The sequence below is a fragment of the Nesterenkonia aurantiaca genome (assembly GCF_004364585.1).
GTDB classification, from domain to species: domain Bacteria; phylum Actinomycetota; class Actinomycetes; order Actinomycetales; family Micrococcaceae; genus Nesterenkonia; species Nesterenkonia aurantiaca.
Map to the genome: position 1 here is coordinate 304,491 of NZ_SOAN01000001.1, position 22,470 is coordinate 326,960.

Annotated in this window: 19 protein-coding genes; 9 read left to right on the top strand and 10 right to left on the bottom strand. The window is 69.7% G+C overall.

Going from position 1 to position 22,470, the window contains the following annotated elements:
- Positions 1–6: 6 nt before the first annotated feature.
- Genes crtI through idi form a run of 3 tightly spaced genes read right to left on the bottom strand, consistent with a single transcriptional unit; the run spans position 7 to position 3,100 of the window.
- The gene (gene crtI, locus EV640_RS01350) at positions 7–1,656 is read right to left on the bottom strand and encodes a phytoene desaturase family protein (protein WP_036474489.1); all 1,650 of its coding nucleotides are present in this window, start codon (positions 1,654–1,656) and stop codon (positions 7–9) included.
- Positions 1,656–2,531, bottom strand: a complete 876-nt coding sequence (locus EV640_RS01355; RefSeq protein WP_133725558.1) for a phytoene/squalene synthase family protein — start codon at positions 2,529–2,531, stop codon at positions 1,656–1,658. Before EV640_RS01355 ends, crtI begins: the two co-directional genes overlap by 1 nt.
- Positions 2,528–3,100, bottom strand: a complete 573-nt coding sequence (gene idi / locus EV640_RS01360) for an isopentenyl-diphosphate Delta-isomerase (RefSeq protein ID WP_133725559.1) — start codon at positions 3,098–3,100, stop codon at positions 2,528–2,530. The genes EV640_RS01355 and idi overlap by 4 nt, the downstream gene beginning before the upstream one ends.
- A gap of 207 nt (positions 3,101–3,307) precedes the next feature.
- On the opposite strand from idi, the gene EV640_RS01365 reads away from it, so the two are divergent.
- The 5 genes from EV640_RS01365 to EV640_RS01385 all read left to right on the top strand — a co-directional run bounded on the left by EV640_RS01365 (position 3,308) and on the right by EV640_RS01385 (position 9,015).
- Positions 3,308–4,777: an SDR family oxidoreductase gene (locus EV640_RS01365; RefSeq protein WP_133725560.1), complete on the top strand. Its 1,470-nt coding sequence runs from the start codon at positions 3,308–3,310 to the stop codon at positions 4,775–4,777.
- A 150-nt stretch (positions 4,778–4,927) separates the two neighbouring features.
- The gene (locus EV640_RS01370; protein ID WP_133725561.1) at positions 4,928–5,647 is read left to right on the top strand and encodes a fasciclin domain-containing protein; all 720 of its coding nucleotides are present in this window, start codon (positions 4,928–4,930) and stop codon (positions 5,645–5,647) included.
- A gap of 177 nt (positions 5,648–5,824) precedes the next feature.
- Positions 5,825–6,433, top strand: a complete 609-nt coding sequence (locus EV640_RS01375) for a sigma-70 family RNA polymerase sigma factor (RefSeq protein ID WP_036474496.1) — start codon at positions 5,825–5,827, stop codon at positions 6,431–6,433.
- Positions 6,430–7,281: an anti-sigma factor gene (locus EV640_RS01380; protein WP_133725562.1), complete on the top strand. Its 852-nt coding sequence runs from the start codon at positions 6,430–6,432 to the stop codon at positions 7,279–7,281. Before EV640_RS01375 ends, EV640_RS01380 begins: the two co-directional genes overlap by 4 nt.
- 48 nt (positions 7,282–7,329) lie before the next feature.
- Positions 7,330–9,015: a molybdopterin-dependent oxidoreductase gene (locus tag EV640_RS01385; protein WP_133725563.1), complete on the top strand. Its 1,686-nt coding sequence runs from the start codon at positions 7,330–7,332 to the stop codon at positions 9,013–9,015.
- On the opposite strand, the gene EV640_RS01390 is transcribed toward EV640_RS01385, so the two are convergent.
- Entirely contained in the window at positions 9,002–10,210 is a 1,209-nt protein-coding gene (locus tag EV640_RS01390) for a pyridoxal phosphate-dependent aminotransferase (protein ID WP_036474499.1), read from the bottom strand. The two genes, EV640_RS01385 and EV640_RS01390, sit on opposite strands and share 14 nt — an antisense overlap.
- Positions 10,211–10,236: 26 nt before the next feature.
- On the opposite strand from EV640_RS01390, the gene modA reads away from it, so the two are divergent.
- Positions 10,237–11,058 (top strand): molybdate ABC transporter substrate-binding protein, encoded by an 822-nt coding sequence (gene modA / locus EV640_RS01395; RefSeq protein WP_133725564.1) that lies wholly within the window; start codon positions 10,237–10,239, stop codon positions 11,056–11,058.
- Complete coding sequence (locus EV640_RS01400; RefSeq protein ID WP_036474501.1) at positions 11,055–11,858, top strand: ABC transporter permease; 804 nt, start codon at positions 11,055–11,057, stop codon at positions 11,856–11,858. Before modA ends, EV640_RS01400 begins: the two co-directional genes overlap by 4 nt.
- Here EV640_RS01400 and EV640_RS01405 read toward each other — a convergent pair.
- From EV640_RS01405 to EV640_RS01420, 4 genes are all read right to left on the bottom strand, one after another.
- Positions 11,821–14,226 (bottom strand): ATP-binding cassette domain-containing protein, encoded by a 2,406-nt coding sequence (locus EV640_RS01405; RefSeq protein WP_133725565.1) that lies wholly within the window; start codon positions 14,224–14,226, stop codon positions 11,821–11,823. The two genes, EV640_RS01400 and EV640_RS01405, sit on opposite strands and share 38 nt — an antisense overlap.
- Positions 14,227–14,297: 71 nt before the next feature.
- Entirely contained in the window at positions 14,298–15,698 is a 1,401-nt protein-coding gene (rlmN, locus tag EV640_RS01410; RefSeq protein WP_166645834.1) for a 23S rRNA (adenine(2503)-C(2))-methyltransferase RlmN, read from the bottom strand.
- Between the two features lie 71 nt (positions 15,699–15,769).
- Complete coding sequence (locus EV640_RS01415; protein WP_084479428.1) at positions 15,770–16,771, bottom strand: siderophore-interacting protein; 1,002 nt, start codon at positions 16,769–16,771, stop codon at positions 15,770–15,772.
- Positions 16,768–17,826, bottom strand: a complete 1,059-nt coding sequence (locus EV640_RS01420; RefSeq protein ID WP_243832181.1) for an iron-siderophore ABC transporter substrate-binding protein — start codon at positions 17,824–17,826, stop codon at positions 16,768–16,770. Before EV640_RS01420 ends, EV640_RS01415 begins: the two co-directional genes overlap by 4 nt.
- 153 nt (positions 17,827–17,979) lie before the next feature.
- On the opposite strand from EV640_RS01420, the gene EV640_RS01425 reads away from it, so the two are divergent.
- Both EV640_RS01425 and EV640_RS01430 read left to right on the top strand, forming a co-directional pair.
- On the top strand, positions 17,980–19,005 hold the full coding sequence (locus EV640_RS01425; RefSeq protein WP_036474504.1) for a FecCD family ABC transporter permease: 1,026 nt from the start codon (positions 17,980–17,982) through the stop codon (positions 19,003–19,005).
- A gap of 89 nt (positions 19,006–19,094) precedes the next feature.
- A complete protein-coding gene (locus EV640_RS01430) occupies positions 19,095–20,066 on the top strand; it encodes a FecCD family ABC transporter permease (RefSeq protein WP_243832182.1) in 972 nt (323 codons plus the stop codon).
- Between the two features lie 8 nt (positions 20,067–20,074).
- Here EV640_RS01430 and EV640_RS01435 read toward each other — a convergent pair whose 3' ends face one another.
- Entirely contained in the window at positions 20,075–21,748 is a 1,674-nt protein-coding gene (locus EV640_RS01435; RefSeq protein WP_133725567.1) for an amidohydrolase, read from the bottom strand.
- Positions 21,749–21,759: 11 nt separating this feature from the next.
- Positions 21,760–22,458 carry an FMN-binding negative transcriptional regulator gene (locus EV640_RS01440; RefSeq protein ID WP_133725568.1) on the bottom strand — a complete coding sequence of 233 codons (699 nt, stop codon included), beginning with the start codon at positions 22,456–22,458 and terminating at the stop codon, positions 21,760–21,762.
- Between the last annotated feature and the right edge of the window lie 12 nt (positions 22,459–22,470).

Here is a 22,470-nt window from a genome sequence, read left to right on the forward strand (position 1 = left end):
GCTCGCTCAGCCCGCCTTCCTGACCGTGCCAGCACCCATCGACTCAGGGCTCAGCGGACCGGCGCTGTAGTCCCGGCGCATGTGCTTGAGCACCAGCTCCGCGCTGATCAGACACATCGGTACACCGATCCCGGGAGCCACGGTGCCCCCGGCGTAGTAGAGCCCGCGCACCTTCGGCGAGACGTTCTGCGGGCGGAACATCGCGGACTGCCGCAACGTGTGGGCCTGGCCGAGCACCGAACCCCGCCAGGAGTTGTAGTCGGCCGCGAAGTCGGCCGGCCCGATGGTCTCGCGCAGCACGATCCGGTCTTCGAAGTCCTCGATCCCGGCCCAGCCCCCGATCTGCGCGATGGCGGCCTGCGCGATGGCCTCGACGGCCGGGTCCCCGGCACCGTCGCGGCCACCGGCTCCCAGGGAGACATCCGCCGGGACCGGGATCAGCACGAAGAGGTTCTCGTGACCCTCCGGCGCCAGGCCCGGCTCGCTCGCGCTGGCCCGACAGACGTAGGAGGAGGCCGGGGTCGGGACGGAGGGGTTCGCCCCGAAGATGGACTCGAAGTTCGCGGTCCAGTCCCGGGTGAAGAACAGCGAGTGATGCGCGAGCTCCGGGAGCTCTCCACGCACGCCGAGCATCACCAGGACCGCGCCGGGACCGGAAGTGACCTTCTCCCACCAGCCCTCGGGGTAGCTGCGGTCCGCCTCGGAGAGCAGCCTGGTCTCGGTGTGGTGCAGATCCGCGGCGGAGACCACATGATCGGCGTGCTCGGTGTGCACCCGGCCCGCGGCGTCGCGCCAGCGCACGCCGGTGGCCACGCGCTGCCGGCCGGTCTTGAACCTGGAGCCGAGGCGGGACCCGGATGCGGATCGAGGGTCTGCTTCCGTGAGGATCTCGGTGACCTCTGCCCCGGTGGTGATCTGCGCCCCGGCACCTTCGGCCAGCCGTCGGAAGCTCGCGAGGACCTCCCAGAATCCACCCATCGGGTAGCGCACGCCGTCGTCGAGGTCCAGGGCGCTCATCAGGTGGTACATCGCCGGCGCGTCCTGCGGGCGAGTGCCCAGGAAGACCGCCGGGTAGCCCAGGATCTGGCGCAGCACCGGGTGCTTGAACCGGCGCTGCACGAAGCGCTCCAGCGAGGTCAGCAGCAGCTGGGCCAGCTCCGGAGCGGATTTGAGCACCTCGGGCACTGCCAGGTTGTTCAGTCGTTTGAACGGGTTGTAGAGGAAGCGTCGCTCGGCGATCTCGGTGGTGCGCTTGGCCGAGGCGATGTATTTGTCCAGGGCCGGACCGCTGCCGGGCTCCAGCTCTTCGAAGAGCGCCCGCACCCGGTCCGCGCCCTTGGGCAGGTCCACCGGGGCCGGCGGCGCCTGGCCGGGTTCAGGCTCGGAGTAGACCCTGTACGCGGGGTCCAGGTCCACCAGGGTGAGCTGCTCCGCCGCCGTCGTGCCCATCAGATGATAGAAGTGCTCGAACACCGAAGGCATCAGGTACCAGGACGGGCCGGTGTCGAACTGGAATCCGTCCTCGGCCAGCATCCCGGCGCGGCCGCCGGTGCGGGGTCCCTTCTCCAGGACCAGGACGTCATGGCCCTCTCGGGCCAGCAGCGCGGCGCTGGCGAGTCCGGCGACTCCGGCGCCGATCACTATGGTGCGTGGCATCAGTGGGTCTCCAGTCGGGTGGTCAGGGCGGCCCGGGCGGCCAGGCCTGCTTTGCAGGCGTTGGAGACCCGGACCCGTGAGTGGTAGAGCTCCTGCACCGGGGTCGCGGCGATCTTCTCCAAGAGCGCCTCGAAGAGCGCACAGGCGCTGCGCACCGCGGTGCGCGCGTCGCGCGGGAGCAGCGGCATCGCGGCCCGGGCCTCGGCGAGCTGCATGCGCACAGTGTCCACCCAGGCTTGGCATTGTTCCTCGGTGAGTCCCTCGCCGCCGCCCAGATAGTCTCGGCCCAGCTCATCGGTGTCCTCGGCGAGGTCGCGCAGGAAGTTGATGTTCTGGAACGCCGCGCCCAGCGCGCGTGCACCGCTGATGAGGGTCTCGCGTTCGGCTGCGCTGCGCCGCTCCTCGCGCAGGAACACCTGCAGGCACATCAGCCCGATCACCTCGGCGGAGCCGTACACGTAGTCCGCGTGCTCGGCGGCGCCATAGGCGGCGGGCTCGAGATCGGCGCGCATCGAGTCGAAGAACGGGTCGATCAGATCCAACCCGATCTGGGACTCGATGGCGGTGCGCGCGAAGGCATGGACCACCAGGTCGGTGCTGTAGCCACGGCTCAGCGCGCGTCGGGTCTCCTCGGCGTAGCGCTCGAGCGCCTCGGCCTTCTGTGCCGGGTCCAGTCCGGCCGCGCTGGCGGCGCCGTCGACGACCTCGTCGGCGACCCGGACCAGGGCGTAGATGCTGCGCACATGGCTGCGGTGGCGCGGGCCCAGCAGCCGGGTGGCCAGTCCGAAGGAGGTGGAGTACGAGGAGATCACCCGGTCTGCCGCGGCGCGCGCGGTGGAGGTGAAGTGCTCTGCCGGGTCGGTGGGTGCGCTCACGCGGGGGCGCTCCAGCCGCGCTGCTCCGAGCCGCCGAGCGCCGCCATGGCCTCGAGCTGCTCGACCATCCAGGGGCTGAACGCGAAGGGCGCACCCGCCACGGCGCGCTTGACCGCGTCCAGGTCAGCCCACTGCCACTGGCTGACCTCATCCTCCACCGGGGCAAGCTCCGAGGTCAGGACCGCGGTGAAGACCGGGCAGATCTCGTTCTCCACGACGCCGCTGGCATCCACCGCGCGGTACCGGAACTCCGGCAGCGTCGCGCGGATCTCGGTCAGCTCCGCGCCGAGCTCCTGGCGGGCCCTGCGGCGGACCGCCTCGGTGAGCTCCTCCTGCGGGCCGGGGTGTCCGCAGAAGCTGTTGGTCCAGACACCGGGCCAGGTGGTCTTCGACAGGGCCCGGCGGGTGAGCAGCAGCCGGCCCGAGGTGTCAAAGAGGTAACAGGAGAACCCTAGATGCAGCGGGGTGTCGAAGGTGTGCACCGTGGCCTTGAGGGCGGAGCCCACCGGCGCTCCGGCCTCCGAGAGAAGGACTACGTGTTCCTGCGTCGAGGACGAGCCTGAGGTCATGGATCGAGCATATCTACTCAAGCGCCTCGTGTGCGGGACCCGTCACACTCGCAGCGCGGATAAGACGTGACCCCCACGAGGAGCTGACTCGCAGAGGACTTACACAGAGTCCGCGCAGAGGACGATGTTAGATTGACCGCTACGTGCCGCGGCACGGCCAGCACGCCGATGACGCCGCGCAGATCTTCGAGCGAGGACGTGGGCCAGATGGCAACAGCAGCGGTGACCGGAGCAACTGGATATATCGGAGGACGGCTGGTGCCCCAGCTGCTCCGCGCAGGACACGAGGTCCGAGTGCTCACGCGGCGCGCCGAGGCGCTGCGCGACGTTCCCTGGCGAGACGAGGTCACCGTCGTCGAAGGTGATCTCACCGACCCCGAGGCGGCCCGGGAGCTCTGCGAGGGCGCCGACACCGCGTATTACCTGGTCCACTCGATGACCTCGGACCGCAGCTTCGAGGAGCTCGACGAACGCTGCGCCGAGGTGCTGGGCAGCGCGGCCAAGAACGCCGGCGTCGACCATATCGTCTACCTGGCCGGCCTGCACCCGGACACCGCCGAAGGTGAGCTCAGCGCCCACCTGCGCTCCAGGGTCCATGTCGGCGAGGTGCTGGAGTCCAGCGGCGTGCCGACCCTGACCCTGCAGGCCGGGCTGGTGATCGGCTCCGGCTCCGCCAGCTTCGAGATGATCCGCCACCTCACCGACGTGCTCCCGGTCATGCCGGCACCAAAGTGGGTGCTCAACCAGATCCAGCCCATCGCGGTGCGCGACGCGCTGCACTACCTGACCCGCGCGATGGACATCGAGCTGAGCTCCAGCGTCCGGGCCGACATCGGCGGACCCGATGTGCACAGCTACGCGCAGCTGATGAAGATCTACGCCCGCACCGCGGAGCTCAACGAGCCCCGGGTGATCGCGCTCCCGGTGCTCACTCCCTGGCTCGCCGCCCAGTGGGTCAACCTGGTCACCCCGATCCCGCGCACCCTGGCGATCCCACTGGTGGAGTCGCTGCAGCACGACTGCGTGGTCAAGGACCAGGTCATCGACGAGATCATCGCCCCACCCGAGGGAGGACTCACCGACTACGAGACCTCGGTGCGGCTCGCCCTGGACAAGATCTCCGCCGATCGGGTGGAGACCACCTGGGCCGCGGCCCATCCGCTGGACGTGCCCTCGGAGTCCCTGCCCTCGGACCCGGAATGGACCGGACGCTCGGTGCTGGTCGACGAGCGCGAGCGGATCTCCACCGCCTCCCCCGAAGCGGTCTTCGCGGTCATCGAGGGCATCGGCGGGGAGACCGGGTACTTCTCGCTCTCCCGCGCCTGGGCGCTGCGCGGCCTCGCCGACAAGCTGGTCGGCGGCGTGGGCATGGGACGTGGCCGGCGCAGCCGGGGTCAGCTCGCGCTGGGCGACACCCTGGACTGGTGGCGCGTGGAGGATCTGGAACGCGGCCGGCTGCTGCGCCTGCGCGCCGAGATGAAGGTGCCGGGGCAGGCATGGCTGGAGTTCATGGTGGAGCCGGAGGGAACCGGTTCCCGCTACCGGCAGCGCGCGATCTTCTTCCCCCGCGGCCTTGCCGGTCGCGCCTACTGGCTGGGCGTGACCCCCTTCCATGCCATCATCTTCAAGAAGATGGCGGCTCGGATCCTCGCCGAGGCCGAGCAGGCGAGCGTCTGAGACCGAACCGGATCGGTGGGGTCCAGAAGATTTTTCGCAATTCCACCATCCGATCCTGATCTCGCTCCGAACTCTGCGTACATGGCCTGGTCGACACCACGATCAGTGGCTGTGAACCAGACCAACGTGCGACCAACAGGAGATTCAGTCATGAAGACCGAGATTCGTAAAACCTCTTCCCTGCTCGGCATCGGCATGGTGGCCCTGCTCGGCCTCAGCGCCTGCGGCGACAGCGCGGAGCCGGCAGAAGAGACCGACCAGGAGATGACCGAAGAGACCGAGGGCACCGACGCCGAGGCCACTGAGGAAGAGCCCATGGACGAGGAGTCGATGGAGGAAGAGGAGTCCATGGACGAATCTGACCCAGCGGCGAACCTGGTCGGCGCCTCCTGTGAGGCATACGCCGAGGAAGTCCCCGAGGGTGAGGGCTCCGTGGGCGGCATGGCCCAGGATCCAGTGGCCACCGCAGCCTCGAACAACCCGATGCTGACCACGCTGACCGCGGCAGTCTCCGGTGAGCTGAACCCCGATGTCGACCTGGTGGACACGCTCAACGGTGACGAGTTCACCGTGATCGCTCCCACCGATGACGCCTTCGGCGAGATCCCTGAGGAAGACCTCAACGCAGTGGTCGAGGATGCCGACATGCTCACCGAGGTGCTGACCTACCACGTCATCCCCGGCCAGCTGTCCCCCGATGAGATCGCCGGTGAGCACGAGACCGTCAACGGCGCGACCGTGACCGTCGAGGGCGAGGGCGATGACCTCACCTTCGACGACGCCGGCCTCGTCTGCGGCGGCGTGATGACCGCCAACGCCACCGTCTACATGGTCGACGCTGTCCTGATGCCGGCAGCTGCCGAGGAGTGATCCTCGCTGGGAGCGGTCGTTGAAGACCGTTCCTGACCAGGCCTGAATCGAAGACGGCGGCGCTCGGCACCCACCCATCTGTTGGGGTGCGGACGCCGCCGTCCTCGGTTGCGGTCACACAGCGGCCGGAACCGTTGGATGCAGAGATCACCCTCCGGGGTGTGGCATCCTGTGGGGATGCATGAGACAGGAAATCTGGGGTCTGCCGCCGAGGGCGTGCATGCTCCGGTGGATGCCTCCGCGGATCCCTGCGGTGCTCTGCTGCTGAAGATTCAGCAGGGTGATGAGCTCGCCTTCGAGCAGCTCTACCGGGAGCAGGGTTCGATCCTGTTGGCCACCGCGCTGCGAGTGCTGCGGAACAGATCGCTCGCGGAGGAGGTTCTCCAAGAGATCTTCACCGAGGTCTGGGTCAACTGTCACAGCTACCGCGCGCAGGTCGGCACCGGACGCGCATGGTTGACCACCATGTGTCGGCGCCGAGCGATCGACCGGGTCCGAGCGGTACAGGCCCAGCAGAACAGAGACTTCACCCAAGGGGTGAAGGAGGCCCACGTGGTGGAGCCCGACGTCCAGGACACAGTCCTCACTCAGGTGGAGGCGGCCCGCGCGCAGACCGCGCTGCAGACCCTTCCCGAAGAGCAGGCCACCGCCATCGCGATGGCCTACTACCAAGAGCTTTCACACTCCGAGATCGCGCAGCGACTTGATGTCCCACTCGGAACCGTGAAATCTAGAATACGAGACGGCATGCGAAGACTGAGGGCCCAGCTAGGAGGTGCCGGATGAACGCCGATCGCGAATACCTGGCAGCCGGCCTTGCCCTCGGGACGCTGGCAGACGCCGAGATGCTCGAGGCCCTTGACCTCGAAGCCGCCGACCCCGATTTCGCCGAAGCTGTCGCGTCCTTCCATGAGACGCTCGGACTGCTCGCCGAGACCGACGACGCCGTCGCCCCCAGCGCCGAGACCTCCGCGGCGATCCTGAACATCCCGCGCCAGCACCAGCAGGCCGTTCCGGAGCGGGCGGCTCATACCGCCGACGCTGCCCAGGCTGAGACCGCTCACGCCTCGACCCCTGATTCCAAGGCCCCTGACGCCACGACCCCCAGCTCCAAGAGCCCCAGCTCCACGGCCCATGACACCGCGAGCCCGGCTCGCCGTCGGCGTCCGAGCACCGCGCTCTTCGCCCTGGCCGCCTCCACGCTGCTGCTGATCTCCGCCGTGCTTGCGGGTGCGCTGATCAACCAGCAGCAGGACACCAGCCAGATCGAGGACTCGCTCACCGTGGCCGAGGCCGAGCGCGAACGTGCTGAGCGGCTGCTCAGCGCCTCGGATCTGGCCTTCATCGAAGCCGAGGTGACCGTGGGCGGGCAGCTCAATCTGGCCTACTCGGTCTCCGAGCAGATGCTGCACCTGACCCCGCACGATATGCCCGAGCTCGACGAGGATCAGACCATGCAGCTGTGGCTGATCGATGAGGAGGGCCCGCGCAGCGCCGGCCTGATGACCGGTGCAAGCACCGAGCTGCTGACGGACCTCCCGATGACCCAGGACATGACCTTCGGGGTCACCGTGGAGCCTGCGGGAGGCTCCGAGGAGCCGACCAGCGACCCAGTGGTGCTCGCGGATCTATAACCTGGGCTCGAGGACCATCCAAAGGCGCTTCCGCTCCGAACTCAGGACATGACCGAGACAGTGCACGAGACCCCAGGAACCACCGGCCGCGGACACTCACGACCGCCCACACGCCGGCGGCAGGTGATACCGCACCTGATCGCTGGGGTCCTCGCCGCCGCGATCTTCCTCGGTGTGGCAGATCTGATCTCTCAGCTCTTCGGCCCGGCGTCCTCACCGCTGGTCTCGCTGGGCTCCACGATCATCACGCTCTCCCCCAGCTGGCTGCAAGACTTCGCGATCTCCTACTTCGGCAGCAACAACAAGCTGGTGCTCTACCTCAGCATGGGCGTGGTCGGGATGATCCTGGCCGCCGCGATCGGGGCACTGGCTCGACGCAGCCTGCGCCTGGGCGCGATCCTGTTCTCCGCCGTCGCGCTGGTCCTGCTGATCGTGGTGCTGCTGCGGCCCGAGAGCTCCCCGCTGGACGTGGTGCCCACGCTGATCGGCGCCGGGCTCGGCCTCCTGAGCCTGCTGCTGCTCAGCGGCGCCGCCACCGGGCTCACCCGGGCGGTGGCGGCGGATCGTGTGGATCAAGCTGACCCTGTGGACCGGGACCGCCCGGCGCGGACCCGGCGCGCCAGCACGAGCCGTCCCAGCACCGAGGACGAGCGTGCCCACTCCCGGCGTCGCTTCCTGAGCCTGGCTGCCGTGGGGACCGCCGTCGCCGCCGGCTCGATCACCTTCGGACGCTCGGTCAATGCCTTCGGCGTGGGCGCCGGAGAGGCGGCGGCACGCCTGGTGCTGCCCACTCCCGCGGTGCGCGCCCCCGCCATCCCGGCCGGCGCCAGCGTCGGCGTGGACGGGATGCCTCCGTTCATCACCCCGAACAGCGACTTCTACCGGATCGACACCGCGCTGGTGGTCCCGGAGCTCTCACCTCAGGACTGGACGCTGCGGATCCACGGCCTGGTCGAGGAAGAGGTCACGATCGACATGACCGAGCTGCTCGACCTGCCGCTCGAGGAGCACCACATCACTTTGGCCTGCGTCTCGAACCCGGTGGGCGGAGACCTGCTCGGCAACGCCACCTGGCTGGGCTACCCGATCCGCGAGCTGCTTGCCCGGGCTCGTCCGCTGGGCGAGGCCGATATGGTGCTCTCCCGGTCGATCGACGGCTGGACGGCGTCGACCCCGCTGGAGGTGCTCACCGACGAGGACCGCGCCTGCCTGCTCGCGGTGGGCATGAACGGCGAGCCGCTGCCCGCCCAGCACGGCTACCCGGCCCGGCTGGTGGTCCCAGGCCTCTACGGCTACGTCTCGGCCACCAAATGGGTCACCGAGCTGGAGGTCACTCGCTTCGACGCGGAGACCGCCTACTGGACCGACCGCGGCTGGGACGCCGAGGGACCGATCCTGGTCGCCTCCCGCATCGATGTGCCCCGCCCGCTGGCCCGGGTCTCCAGCGGCGAGGAGCTCGTCGTCGCCGGCAGCGCCTGGGCCCAGCACGAGGGCATCGAAGCCGTGGAGCTGCGCCTGGACGACGGCGAGTGGGAGTCCGTCGAGCTGGCCGACGAGGTCAACATCGACACCTGGCGGCAGTGGCGCCACACCTTCGCCGACGTCGAATCCGGACGGCACTCGGTGTCGGTCCGCGCGATCAACGCCGCCGGGGAGACCCAGACCGATGAACGCCGGGACCCGATCCCGAACGCCGCCACGGGTCAGCACCGGATCGAGTTCAGCGTGGAGTGATCGGCTGCGCAGCAGGCTCGACCTGCTCCGCCTGGAAGGCAAGAATCCGGCGCAGCCCCTCCGCGACCACCGCCTCCCCCGGGGCCAGGCTGAGCCGGACCCAGTGGTGTCCCGCCACAGGATCGAAGTCGGTGCCCGGCACGACGGCGACGCCGGCGCTCTCCAGCAGCGCCGCGCAGTAGCTCGGGGAGTCCTTGAACCGCCGGAGCTGCTCGCCCAGGTGGGCGTATACGTAGAAGGCGCCATCGGCCGGGGCCACCTCGCCCCAGCCCAGTTGTGGAATCAGTCCCAGCACCCGCTCCCGTGCCGCGGCATACCCGCTGACCTGGGACGCGGCGAAGTCGAGCGAGGCCGGCGTGAAGGCCTGCACGGCCGCTAGCTGGGTGGCGTGCGGCGGACACAGGGCCACATTGCCGGCGAGTCTGGAGACCGGATCCACCAGATGATCGGGGAGCACCATCCAGCCCAGTCTCCAACCGGGCATCCCCCAGTACTTGGAGAAGGACGAGATCACCACGGCCTCCTGGCCCATCTCGGCGGCGCTCACGTTCTCCGCCCCATAGCTGATCCCGTGGTAGATCTCATCGCTGATCAGCTGGACCCCGTGATCGGCGCACCAGGCGGTGAGTTCAGCCAGCTGTCCGCGTCCGACCATGGTGCCGGTGGGATTCGCCGGGGAGGCCAGGATCAGCCCCGCCAGGCTGTCGCCGGCGTCGAGCTGTGCCTGCAGCTGGGCGATCGTCGGCTGGAAGCGCTCATGCGGGCCGCAGTCGAGGTCCACCACCTCGATGCCGAGCGCGGTGAGGATGTTGCGGTAGGCGGGGTAGCCGGGACGGGCCAGCGCGACCCGGTCCCCCGGATCGAAGGCCGCCAGGAAGCTGAGCATGAAGGCTCCGGAGGACCCGGTGGTGATCGCGATCCGCGAGGGCGGCACGGTCACCCCGTACCAGTCTGCGTAGTGCTGGGCGATCGCCTCCCGCAGCGGGGCGATCCCCATCGCAGCGGTGTAGTTGAGCACCGTGTTCTCCGCATGGATCGCCGCGGCGGCCTGGTTCACCCCCACTGGGGCCCCGGAGCCGGGCTCCCCCGCGGTCAGCGAGACGACATCCTTTCCGGCGGCGCGCATCACATCGATCCGGGCCAGGATGCTCATCACCTCGAATCCGGGCACCTGTGATCTCTGCGAGGGCATCATCGCTCCAGCCTATAGACTCACTGCCTATGCGCCGCTCAGCCAGGACCCGACTGCTCCCCGGCGCGCTGCTGCTGGTGCTGCTCTCCGGCTGCGCGAATTCCCCGGATTCAAGCGCCCCGGATTCAAGGGCCTCCGATTCAGACACTCCCGACGCCGAGACCGGGCAGCCGCTGCGGGTCTTCGCGGCCGCCTCGCTCCAGCAGGTGCTGGACCCCCTGGTCCAGGAGTTCACCGAGAGGACCGGCGCCCAGGTCCAGCTCAGCTCCGCGGGCTCCGCCGACCTGCTCTCGCAGCTGGAACAGGGCGCTGAGGCAGACGTCTTCATCCCGGCTGACGAGCCGACCATGGAGCGTGCCCAGGACGCCTCCCTGATCCAGCCGACCGCCTCGGTCATCGCCTCGAACACCCTGGTCATCGCGGTGCCTTCGGGCAATCCCGGTCGGATCGGAACCTTGGCGGATCTCGCCGACCCGGAACACGCGCTGGTCCTCTGCGCCCCCCAGGTCCCGTGCGGCACGGTGGCGCAGCAGGTGGCACAGGCTGCTGGGGTGGCCCTGGCTCCGGACAGCGAGGAGCTGGCGGTCACCGATGTGCTGGGCAAGGTCCGCAGCGCCGAGGCCGACGCCGGCCTGGTCTACTCCACCGATGCGCTGCGCGCCGGTGCGGAGGTCGAGACCATCCTCATCGAGGAGGCCGCCGAGTTCCCGAACCGGTATCCGGCGGCCGTGCTGGCCGAAGCCGAGCAGCCGGAGCTCGCCGGGGAGTTCATCGAGCTGCTGCTCAGCGAGTCCGGCCAGTCGGAGCTGGAGCAGGCCGGGTTCAGCCCGGCACCCGAGGCCTCCGGATGAGCCGGCGACCGGCCGGCGGGGCAGCCTTGCCGCGCTGGGTCCTGATCCCCGCCGCCGCGGCCGCGGTGTTCATCCTGCTGCCCATCCTCGCTCTGCTGACCCGGATCGAGCTCGCCGAGCTTCCCAGCCTGCTCAGCTCGGAGGCGGCGCTGTCCGCGCTGTGGCTGAGTCTGCGCACCGCAGTGGCGGCCACGCTGCTGTGCACCGTACTCGGCGTGCCGCTCGCCCTGGTGCTCAGCCACGCCACCTTCCGCGGCAGCGGGATCCTGCGCACCCTGATCCTGCTGCCACTGGTGCTGCCCCCGGTGATCGGGGGCATCGCGCTGCTGAACACCTTCGGCCGGCAGGGACTGCTCGGTGAGAGTCTCGAGCTGCTCGGCGTGCAGATCGCATTCTCCACCGCTGCGGTGGTGCTGGCACAGACCTTCGTGTCGCTGCCGTTCATGGTGATCGCCGTGGAGTCGGCGCTGCGCGGGGTGCAGAAGGAGGTGATGGAGGCCGCCGTCGTCGACGGGGCCGGGCCCACCCAGCTGCTGCGCAGCATCGTGCTGCCGCTGATCCTCCCTGGGCTGGCCTCCGGGGTGGTGCTGGCCTTCGCCCGTTCCCTCGGCGAGTTCGGCGCGACGATCGCCTTCGCAGGAAGCCTGCAGGGAGTCACCCGCACGCTTCCGCTGGAAATCTACCTGCAGCGTGAGACCGATCCGGATGCGGCCGTGGCGCTCTCGGTGCTGCTGATCCTGGTGGCGGTGGTCGTGATCGGTCTCACCCGGCCACGTACCGCCCCAGATGCTCTGCGGTGAGCGTCTGGCCCTGGGCGATCAGCTGCGCCGGGGTGCCGGTGAAGACCACCCGGCCGCCCTCGGTGCCCGCGCCCGGGCCCAGGTCGATGATCCAGTCGGCGTGGGCCATCACCGCCTGGTGATGCTCGATCACCACCACCGAGGTCCCCGAGTCCACCAGCCGGTCGAGCAGTCCCAGCAGGTTCTCCACGTCGGCCAGGTGCAGCCCGGTGGTGGGCTCGTCCAGCACGTAGACCCCACCCGGGTCGGCCATCTTGGTGGCCAGCTTGATCCGTTGCCGCTCACCTCCGGAGAGGGTGTTCAACGGCTGTCCCAGCCGCAGGTAGCCGAGTCCGACGTCGGCGAGTCGGGTGAGGATCTTGGTGGCGGCGGGCAGCCGGGCGGCCCCGGCGGAGAAGAACTCGACCGCCTGGTCCACCGAGAGGTTGAGCACCTGGCTGATGTTCAGCGCCGCGCGTCCCCCGGCTCCGGCTCCGTCACCGTCTCCGTCACCGGCTCCGTCACCCAGCGTGTACTCGAGCACCTCGCGGCGGAAGCGGCGCCCCTCGCAGTCCTCACACGGGCTGGCCACGGTCTCCATCACACCCAGCTCGGTGTAGATGACCCCGGCGCCGCCGCAGGTGGGGCAGGCACCCTCGGAGTTCGCGCTGAACAGCGCCGGCTTGACCCCGTTGGCCTTGGCGAAGGCCTTGCGGATCGGCTCCAGCAGGCCGGTGTAGGTCGCGGGATTCGAGCGGGAGGAGCCCTTGATCCCGCTCTGGTCGATGAAGGTCACGCCCTCGCGGCCGGCGAGGCTGCCCTCGATCAGCGTGGACTTGCCCGATCCGGCCACTCCGGTGATCACGGTGAGCACCCCGGTGGGGATGTCCACGTCGACCTCACGCAGGTTGTTGCGCCGGGCCCCGCGGATCTCCATCGCCCCGGAGGCCGAGCGGACCCCGTCCTTGACCTGCGCCCGGTAGTCCAGGTGCCGGCCGGTGAGCGTGTCGCTGCCGCGCAGGCCCGCCACGGTGCCCTCGAAGCAGAGCTCGCCGCCGGCCTCCCCGGCTCGGGGGCCCAGGTCCACCACATGGTCGGCGATCTCGATGGTCTCGGGCTTGTGCTCGACCACCAGCACGGTGTTGCCCTTATCGCGCAGTCGCAGCAGCATCGTGTTCATCCGGTCGATGTCATGCGGGTGCAGCCCGATGGTCGGCTCGTCGAAGACATAGGTGATGTCGGTCAGCGCCGAACCCAGGTGCCGGATCATCTTCACCCGCTGCGCCTCGCCGCCGGAGAGCGTGCCGGCAGGCCGGTCCAGGCTCAGGTAGCCCAGTCCGATGTCGATGAAGTGCTCCACGGTCTCCAGCAGCGAGGCGCGCAGCGGAGCGACCGCTGGTACGTGGAGCTCACGCAGCCATTCGGCAAGGTCGCTGAGCTGCATCGCGCAGACCTCGGCGATGCTGCGGCCCGCTACGCGCACCGATCGGGCCAGCTCGCTCAGCCGGGTGCCCTCGCAGGCGGGGCAGCTCACGAAGGTGACCGCGCGGTCCACGAAGGCCCGGATATGCGGCTGCATCGCGTCGCGGTCCTTGGCGAGCATGGACTTGCGCAGCTGCGGAACCAGGCCCTGGTAGGTCATGTTGATCCCGCTCATCTTGACCTTCTCCGGCTCCCGGTGCAGCAGGTCGTGGCGCTCCTGCTCGGAGTAGTCGCGCACCGGCTTGTCCGGATCGAAGAATCCGGATTCGGCATAGAACTTCACCGACCAGCCGCCGGCCTTGTACCCGGGCACGGTGATGGCGCCCGCATTCAGCGAGAGCGACTCGTCGATCAGCTGGGCGATGTCGATGTCGTTGATCTGCCCGCGACCCTCGCAGCGCGGGCACATGCCGCCGGTGATGCTGAACTCGCGGCGCTCCTTGGTGGTCTCACCGCCGCGTTCAAAGGTCACCGCGCCGGCTCCGCTGATGCTGGCCACGTTGAAGGAGAAGGCCTGCGGGGATCCGATCTTCGGCTCCCCGATCCGGCTGAACAGGATCCGCAGCAGCGTGTAGACATCGGTCACGGTGCCCACGGTGGAGCGGATGTTCGCGCCGAGGCGCTCCTGGTTCACCACGATCGCGGCGGTCAGGCCCTGCAGGTCCTCGACCTCAGGCCGACTCAGGCTCGGCATGAATCCCTGCAGGAACGCGCTGTAGGTCTCGTTGATCATCCGCTGGGACTCCGCGGCGATGGTCCCGAAGACCAGCGAGGACTTCCCCGAGCCGGAGACCCCGGTGAACACGGTCAGCGCCCGCTTCGGGATCTGCAGGCTGAAGCCCTTGAGGTTGTTCTCCCGCGCGCCGATGACCTCGATGACGTCGTGGTGGCGAGCGGGGTCGTTCATCTCAGTCCCTCGATCTCAGTCCCTTGATCTCAGACTTCTCTGGCTGTTCTTCCGTCGCCGTTCTTCCGCCGCTACTCTTCCGCGGCGGCGAGCTGGCCGCAGGCGCCGTCGATCTCCTTGCCCCGGGTGTCGCGCAGCGTGGTCGGCACCCCGAGGGACTCGAGCCGGTTCACGAAGGCGCGCATCACCTCGGGCTCCGAGGAGGTCCAGATCGAGCCCGGCGTGGGGTTCAGCGGGATCGGGTTCACGTGCACCCAGCCGCGGCCCCGGGCGTTGAGCTTCTCGGCCAGCAGCTCGGCGCGCCACTGGTGATCGTTCATGTCCTTGATCAGCGCGTACTCGATGGAGACCCGCCGACCGGTGGTCTTGTAGTAGTAGTACGCGGCGTCGATGGCTTCATCGGCCTTCCAGCGCGAGTTCACCGGGATCAGCTCGTCGCGCAGCTCATCGTCGGGGGCGTGCAGGCTCAGCGCGAAGGTGATCGGCAGGTTCTCCTCGGCGAGCTTCCGGATCGCCGGGACCAGCCCCACGGTGGAGATGGTGATCCCGCGGGCGCTCATCCCGAGGCCCTCCGGGGCGGGGTCCACCATGCGGCGCACCGCGTTCATCACGCGCTTATAGTTCGCCAGCGGCTCGCCCATCCCCATGAACACGATGTTGGAGACCCGCTGTGGGCCCACACCCGAGGACGACGACGCGCCCTTGCCTGCGGCTGCCGACTCCTCGGACTCGGCGAAGTCGGTCTCCTCGCCCAGGGCTGCGTGGTCCGCCTCATCAGCGATCTCCGCAGCGTTGGGGGCGTCGAGCTCCCCGGCGGCGATCGCCCGGTTGGCCTGGACGATCTGATCCACGATCTCGGCGCTGGACATGTTTCGGGTCAGCCCGTTCTGCCCGGTGGCGCAGAAGGGGCAGTTCATCCCGCAGCCACACTGCGAGGAGATGCACAGCGTGATCCGGCTGCGATAGCGCATCAGCACCGACTCGACCATGGCGCCGTCGAAGAGCCGCCAGAGGAACTTGATCGTGGCGCCGTCGTCGGTCTTGAGCCGGCGGACCTCGGTGAGCAGCGGCGGCAGAAACTCCTCGACCAGCTGCTCCCGGGTCTCCGCGGGCAGATCGGTCATCTTCTCCGGGTCTGAGGTGTAGTGCCGGAAGTAGTGCACCGAGAGCTGCTTGGCGCGGAAGCCGGAGATGCCCAGCTCCTTGGCGCGCGCGGTGCGCTCATCCAGGGTCATGTCCGCCAGGTGCTTAGGCGGCTGCTTGACCTTGGGCTGGGCGAACTGCAGCTTCGGCCGGCCCTCGGCGTCCATGGGCTGCTGCCAGCCCTCGGCCTTGGGCCGGATCTGCGGCCGGGCCGAGTCGACGGGCGCCCCGGCGGCCGCTGTTCTGGGCGCCCCGGCGCCGGAGCGGGCCGAGCCCTGCTTGGGCGCGGAGCTGGACGGTTCGGGGCGTGGGTTCTTCGAAGGTGACATCGCATTGATTGTCCCACGGGCGCGGGTGTTCCGGTATGCCCGCTCCGCAGTCCACCTGGCAGCCGGTGCGCTCAGCTGGCGCGGCCCTGTTTCCAGTAGCCCATGAAGGAGACCTGCTTGCGGCTGAGCCCGATGTCCTTGACCAGATGTCGGCGCAGACCGGTGATCACCCCGGCCTCCCCGGCCAGCCAGGCGTACTCGCGGAAGCCGTCGGCGTCGCCGACCTCCCAGAGCAGGTCTCCCTCGGCGAGCTCAGCGAGATCCTCTGCGCCGGAGGGCGCACCCACCGGTTCACCGCGGGTCGGCTGCCAGGAGGAGCGGCGCTGGGCGAAGATCTCGGCGCGACGCCGGCCCCAGTTCTGCACCGCGCTGGTCAGCGGCTCACCGCGCGGGGCGCCCTCTCGGGGCAACCAGTAGATCTCCACGCCGGAGCGGTTGACCACATCAAGGGCATCCGCCCGGGTGGGTATCTCCAGGTAGGCCTCGCCATGGATCCGTTCGGGCAGCGTCTCCAGGATCGCGCAGATCGCGGGCACCGCGGTCTCGTCCCCGGCCAGCAGGACGTCCCGGGCGGTGTGCGGGTTGAACTCGATGCCGCCGCCGGCTCGGGCGGAGCGACCGTCGGGGCCGATGATGACCAGCTCATCGCCGATCTCGGCGCGCATCGCCCAGGCGGAGGCCGGGCCCTCGGTGCCGTGGACCACGAAGTCCACGTCGATCTGGTGCTCCCGGGGGCGGATATTGCGCACGGTGTAGGTCCTGATCGGATTGCGCTGCGCCTCGGGAAGCTGACGCCAGGTGTTGTACCAGGCCATCATCTCCGGCTGCGGCTCCTGGAAGAGCCCCAGCTCGGGCAGCGTCCCGTCGGCGCGAGGCAGCAGCAGCTTGATCCGCTGGTCCAGCCCACCGGTGTGGAAGTGCCGCAGCTCCTCGGCCTCCAAGGTGAAGCGCAGGTAGTTCGGGCTCAGCCGCTGGAGGTCCGCGACGACCGTGGAATACGCGCGCTGCGGATTCAGCGTGGCGGCCCCGGCTGCGGGCTCCACCAGTGCGGCGCGGCTTGAGCGCAGACTCATGGCCCCACAGTCCCCTCGATCTCCGGGGCGAGCTCCTCCAGCGCGTAGATCTGCGCCTCCGGGGTGCCCAGCGAGAAGGCGTTGGCCAGGTCGCCGGTGATCACCAGGTCTCGGCCGTCCTGCACCGCGGGGATGCTCAGCCAGCCGGCGTCCTCGGTGATCTCGGTCTCCTCGATGAAGATCGGGAACCCGAGGAGCAGGTCGGCGTCGAGCAGCTCTAGCTGCTCGTCAGAGATGTTCACGCTGAACTCGCCCTCACCGCCGAGCTCGGCGATCTCGGGGTTCTGCTCAAAGCCGAGATCCTCCAGGAAACCGACCCGGCCGTCGGCCTCGGTATAGGCGCCCCAGCCCTCAGCCGTCCGGGTGGCCACCGTCACGGACTGGCTCTCCCACTCTGGATTCTCCTGCGCGGCAGCCGCGAAGGCATCCTCCTGCTCGGTGAGCATCTCCTCGCCGGTCTCTGGCTGCCCCAGGGCGGCGGCGATCATGCGCACCTGCTCCTCGGGCTCGGTCAGGTAGTTCGCGCCCTCGGGGGCCACTCCCACCGTCGGCGCGATCGAGCTCAGCCGGTCATAGCGCTCCTGGTCGCCCGAGCTGCGCACGTCCAGGATCAGGTCCGGTTCCAGCGCGGCCACCGCTTCATAGGAGAGCTCCAGCGTGCCGAGCATCTCCGGGGATTCCGTATAGGGGTTCTGCACCCAGGGGCCGATGCCGTCCGGGTCTTCGAAGCCGAGCCAGTCCGAGGCGCCCACCGGTTCGACGCCGAGATCCAGCGCCACTTCAGCGTCACCCCAGCCCAGGGCGACGACTCGCTCCGGCGCCTGCTCAATGGTGACCTCGCCGAACTCGGTCTCGATGCTCGCGGGGTAGGCCCCGGCCGCCCCCTGGGCCGCCTCGCCGCCGCCCTCCTCGGTGCCGCCCTCCTCGGTGCCGCCCTCCTGCTCGGAGGAGTCCGCACAGCCGGAGAGAAGCAGTGCGGCGGTCGCTGCCAGGGCGATGCCGGCCGAGGCTGAGCGCCGCGCGTGAGAACCAGCCAGCTGGCGAGATCCGTTCAAGAGGATGCTCCTAGTGATGAAAGGATGTGAGGGTGGCCTGTGGCCACCCATCAAGAATAGATCAAATTAGAACACAAGATAGTACCCATTTCCGACTAAGGCGAGACTCATCCCGGTATGACCGTAGATTCAGGCACGCTCAGACGCCCTGGGATGCACTCGCATGCCCCAGGTCGCGTCGCCGCTCCGCGCACCACTCTCGCCCTGGTTCTGGGCCTGGTCATCCTGGCGCTGCTGTGCGCGGCGAGCATCAGCATCGGCAGCCGCGGCATCGGGCTGGACACGGTCTTCTCGGCGCTGAGCGGCGGGGAGGTCAGCGCCAACGATCAGCACGCGGTGCTGGGACTGCGCCTGCCGCGCACTCTGGCCGCCGTCGTCGTCGGGACCGCTCTGGCGGTGGCGGGAGCGCTGATGCAGTCGCTGACCCGGAACCCGCTGGCCGAACCGGGCCTGCTCGGAGTCTCCGCCGGCTCGGCCTTCGCCGTGGCGATCGCCATCGTGGGCTTCGGAATCACCTCTCCGTTGGGGTACATCTGGTTCGCCCTGGCCGGAGCCTTCTTCGCCACGGTCGCGGTGGCGTTGATCGGCGGCATGTCCTCCGGCAAGGTAGATCCGATGCGGATGGTGCTGGCCGGGGTGGCGCTGTCCGCGGTGCTCTCCGGGATCATCGGGGCGCTGCGCGTCGCGGACCCGCGCACCTTCGGCGCACTGCAGGTCTGGGAGGCCGGGATCCTCGCCGGGCGTGGCCTCGACGTCACGCTGACCGTGGCCCCGCTGGTGCTGCTCGCGCTGATCGTGGCGCTGCCGCTGGGCAAGGGGCTGAACACGCTGGCGCTCGGTGACGAGCTGGCGGCGGCCCTCGGCGTCTCGCTGTGGAAGACCCGGGTGCTGAGCATCCTGGCGATCACGGTGCTCGCCGGGGGTGCCGCGGCGATCGCCGGACCGATCGCGTTCATCGGGTTGATGGTCCCGCATGCGGCGCGCTTCTTCGCCGGGGCGGACCAGCGCTGGGTGCTGCTGCTCTCGATGATCTTCGGCCCGATCCTGATGCTCACCGCGGACATCGCGGCCCGGCTGATCGTCTGGCCAGGGGAGATGCCGGTCGGGCTGGTCAGCGCGCTGATCGGCGCCCCAGTGCTGGTGCTGCTGATCCGCCGGCGGAAGGCGCTGAAGCTGTGACCGCGACGCGTGAACCCCTCACCCGTCGCGCCCTTCGCCGCCCCCGCCGCCCCCATCGCCGCCCCCCTCGCGCCCTTCGATCCTGGCTCGTGGGCCTCGGACTGTGTCTGGGCATCCTGGTCCTGAGCGTCACCGCGCTCGGAATGGGCGACTACCCGTTGAACCCGGTCGAGGTGCTCACCGCACTCACCGGAGGCGGCGGCTTCGACGCCACCGTGGTGCTGCAGTGGCGGCTGCCACGGATCACCGCCGCGCTGATCTTCGGGACCGCACTGGCGCTCTCGGGCGCGCTGTTCCAGACGCTGACCCGCAACCCGCTGGGCTCCCCGGACATCATCGGCTTCTCCACCGGCGCCTACACCGGGGTGCTGCTCGCCACGGTGGGGATCGGCGGGTTCACCGTGGCCGACGGGCTGATCGGCACCTCGCTGGGCGCGCTGATCGGCGGTCTGGGCACCGCGCTGCTGGTGTATTTCCTGGCCTACCGCGATGGCATGCAGGGGTTCCGGCTGATCGTGGTGGGCATCGGGGTGACCGCGGCGCTGCATGCGGTGAACTCCTGGATCCTGCTGCGCGCGCAGACCGAGACCGCCATGGGCGCGGCGATCTGGGGTGCCGGTTCGCTGGGCCTGACCAGCTGGTCCGCCGTGCTCCCGGCGGTCGCGATCGTGCTCGCGGCGCTGCCGCTGCTGCTGATCTCCGTCCGGCCGCTGCGCCAGCTGGAGCTCGGCGACGACGTGGCGGCCTCCCACGGGGTCCGCGTGGAGCCGACCCGACTCGCGATCCTCGGGATCGGGGTGCTGCTCACGGCACTGGTCACCGCCGCCACCGGGCCGATCGCCTTCGTCGCACTGGCCGCCCCCCAGATCGCCCGGCTGCTGGCCCGCTCACCGGGGATCCCGCTGGTGCATTCCGCGCTGATGGGCGCGCTGGTGCTGCTCGGATCCGACATCATCGCGCAACAGGCGCTGGCCCAGCCGATCCCGGTCGGGATGGTCACCGTGGTGCTCGGCGGCGGCTACCTGGCGGCGCTGCTGGCCTATCAGGCCCGAAAGAGCTGATCAGCTGATCAGCTGATCCCGTCGTGGGTCAGCCGGCCACCGAGCAGCGTCGCGGAGACCCCCATCTCGCGCAGCCCGGAGCCGGAGAAGTCACTGCCGGTATGGTCGCTGCCGGCATGGTCACCGCCGCCGTGGTCACTGCCGGCGGCGCCGCTGCCGGCGAGCGGATCGGTCTCCAGCAGCACCAGATCCGCCGCATCCCCCGCACTGACCTGGTGGCCTCCCCGCGCGGTGCCGCCGCGGGTGGCGGCGGCGAGCGCGGTGGCCCGGTCCAGGCGCTGCTCGGGATGCCAGGGGTCCCGGCCGTCGCGACTGCGGCTGACCGCCGCGGCGATGGCCACCCAGGGATCCAGCGCGGCGACCGGCGCATCGGAGCCCAGTCGCAGCGGCACCCCGGCGCGGGTGAGCGCGTCCAGCGGGAAGGCCCGATCGGTGCGCCCGGCCCAGTAGGCGTCGGCCACATCGCGGTCATCCATGGCATGTTCGGGCTGCACGCTGGCGGTGAGCCCGAGTCGGGCGAAGCGAGGGATGTCCTCCCAGCGCAGCAGCTGGGCATGCTCGATCACGCCTGGCATCGCCAGCGCCTCGAAGGCATCGAGCACCGCACTGTTGGCCCGGTCCCCGATCGCATGGATCGCCGCGGCGATCCCGCCATCGCGGGCCTGGCGCATCACGTCCTGGAGCTCATCCATCGGCACGGTCTGCATCCCGCAGCTGTGCGGATGCCCCAGGTCCAACTCGGGGTAGGGGTCCCAGCACCAGGCGGTGCGGGTGTTCAGCGACCCGTCGGAGATCACCTTCAGCGGCCCCATGGTCACCAGGCCGCGCTCGTCGAGCACATCCCCGGTGGCGATCCCGGCCAGCAGCGCGGACTGCAGCCGGTCGGGCCAGACCGAGACCTCCACGCGCAGCGAGTCCACCCCCGCCGCGGTGCGCAGCGGCCAGGCCGAGATGTTGTCCGCGTTCTCGAACTCCACGATCCCCACCACTCCGCGCTGCGCCGCCGCCTGCGCGGTCTGGCGGTAGATCTCCGGGGTCAGCGCGGCTGGGTCCTGGAGCTGGTCCATCACTGCGAAGGAGTCGGCCTCGCGCAGCAGCCCGCTGGCGTCGGTGGAGACCCCGAGTCGGGACTGCAGCGCGGTATTGAGCCACATGCAGTGCAGATCCCCGCTGATCAACCCCACCGGCACCGCCCCGGTCGCCTCATCCAGACTGCTCAGCGAGGGCAGGTCGGGCCAGAGCCCGTCGCGGAACCCATAGCCCACGACGCCGGAGCCCGCCGAGTTCGAACCTGCCGCCGCGAGCTCCGGATCGGAGCTCAGCGCACCGCGCACCAGCTGCAGCACCTCGGCGGCGCTGGTGGTCGCGGCGAGGTCGAGCCGCCGTCGCGCGATCACCCACTGGGTGAAGTGGACATGGTGATCCCACAGCCCAGGGATCAGGAAGCGGCCCTCGGCGTCCAGGGAGTCGGCTCCCCTGCCGGACAGTGCCGCACCGGACAATGCCGCACCGGACAGCGCGGCGCCGGGGCCGGGGCCGGACCGAGGGTCCTGGCCGGCGGCAGCGATGGCGGCCACGCGTCCCTCCACCAGGTGCACGTCGCGCAAACCGCTGCTCCCAGCGCCGGGAAGCCGCACATTGCGCAGGATCAGCGGGGCGGGATGCCGAGATTCGGGCGTCATCGATCCAGGATTCATCGGGCGCCTCCACCCAGTGCCGCACGATTCACCCGGGCCATCCGATCCGCCAGTGCCGGATCGGCGTAGGGGCCGGTGCCGCGGAGCTCATCGATGATGCTGCGCACTGATTCCATCGGCTTGTCCTGACTCATCTTCTCCTTGGCCTCGATCCGGGTGACGCGCAGTCGGAAGCCGAGGGTGCCGCGCAGGATCCGCTGGGCGTATTCACTGTTCTCTTCCGTGGCGTCGAGCAGGTGCGGGTCCGGCAGCGGGCTCTCGAAGTGTTCCACCAGCCGGTGCAGCACGTCCAGGTTCTCGGCGTCCGAGAGCACCTCGGGCACCCCGTAGAGGTGTGCCACGGCGAAGTTCCAGGTCGGCACGTTGGGGCGGTAGCCGTACCAGCTCGGGGAGATGTAGCCGTGCGGCCCCTGGATGATCGCAAGCAGCTCGCTCGACTCGGTCGCCCCGGCATCTGGTGCGCTCCCGCCGCCCAGCCCGAGCTTGGCCTCATCGGGCCGACCGACGTGGCTGAGCAGCACCAGCGCGCCGTCGCCCTCGGCCTGACCCTCAGCCTCCTCTTGCAGCAGCACCGGATAGTGCGAGGCGACGAGCCCTGCCGGGGTGTGCGCCACGAAGGTGCACCAGGGGTGCTGCCTGATCAGGTCCTTGAGGGCCTCGAGATCCTCGAGGGCGTAGTCCGGGTTATGCCGCATCCCACTAGGATA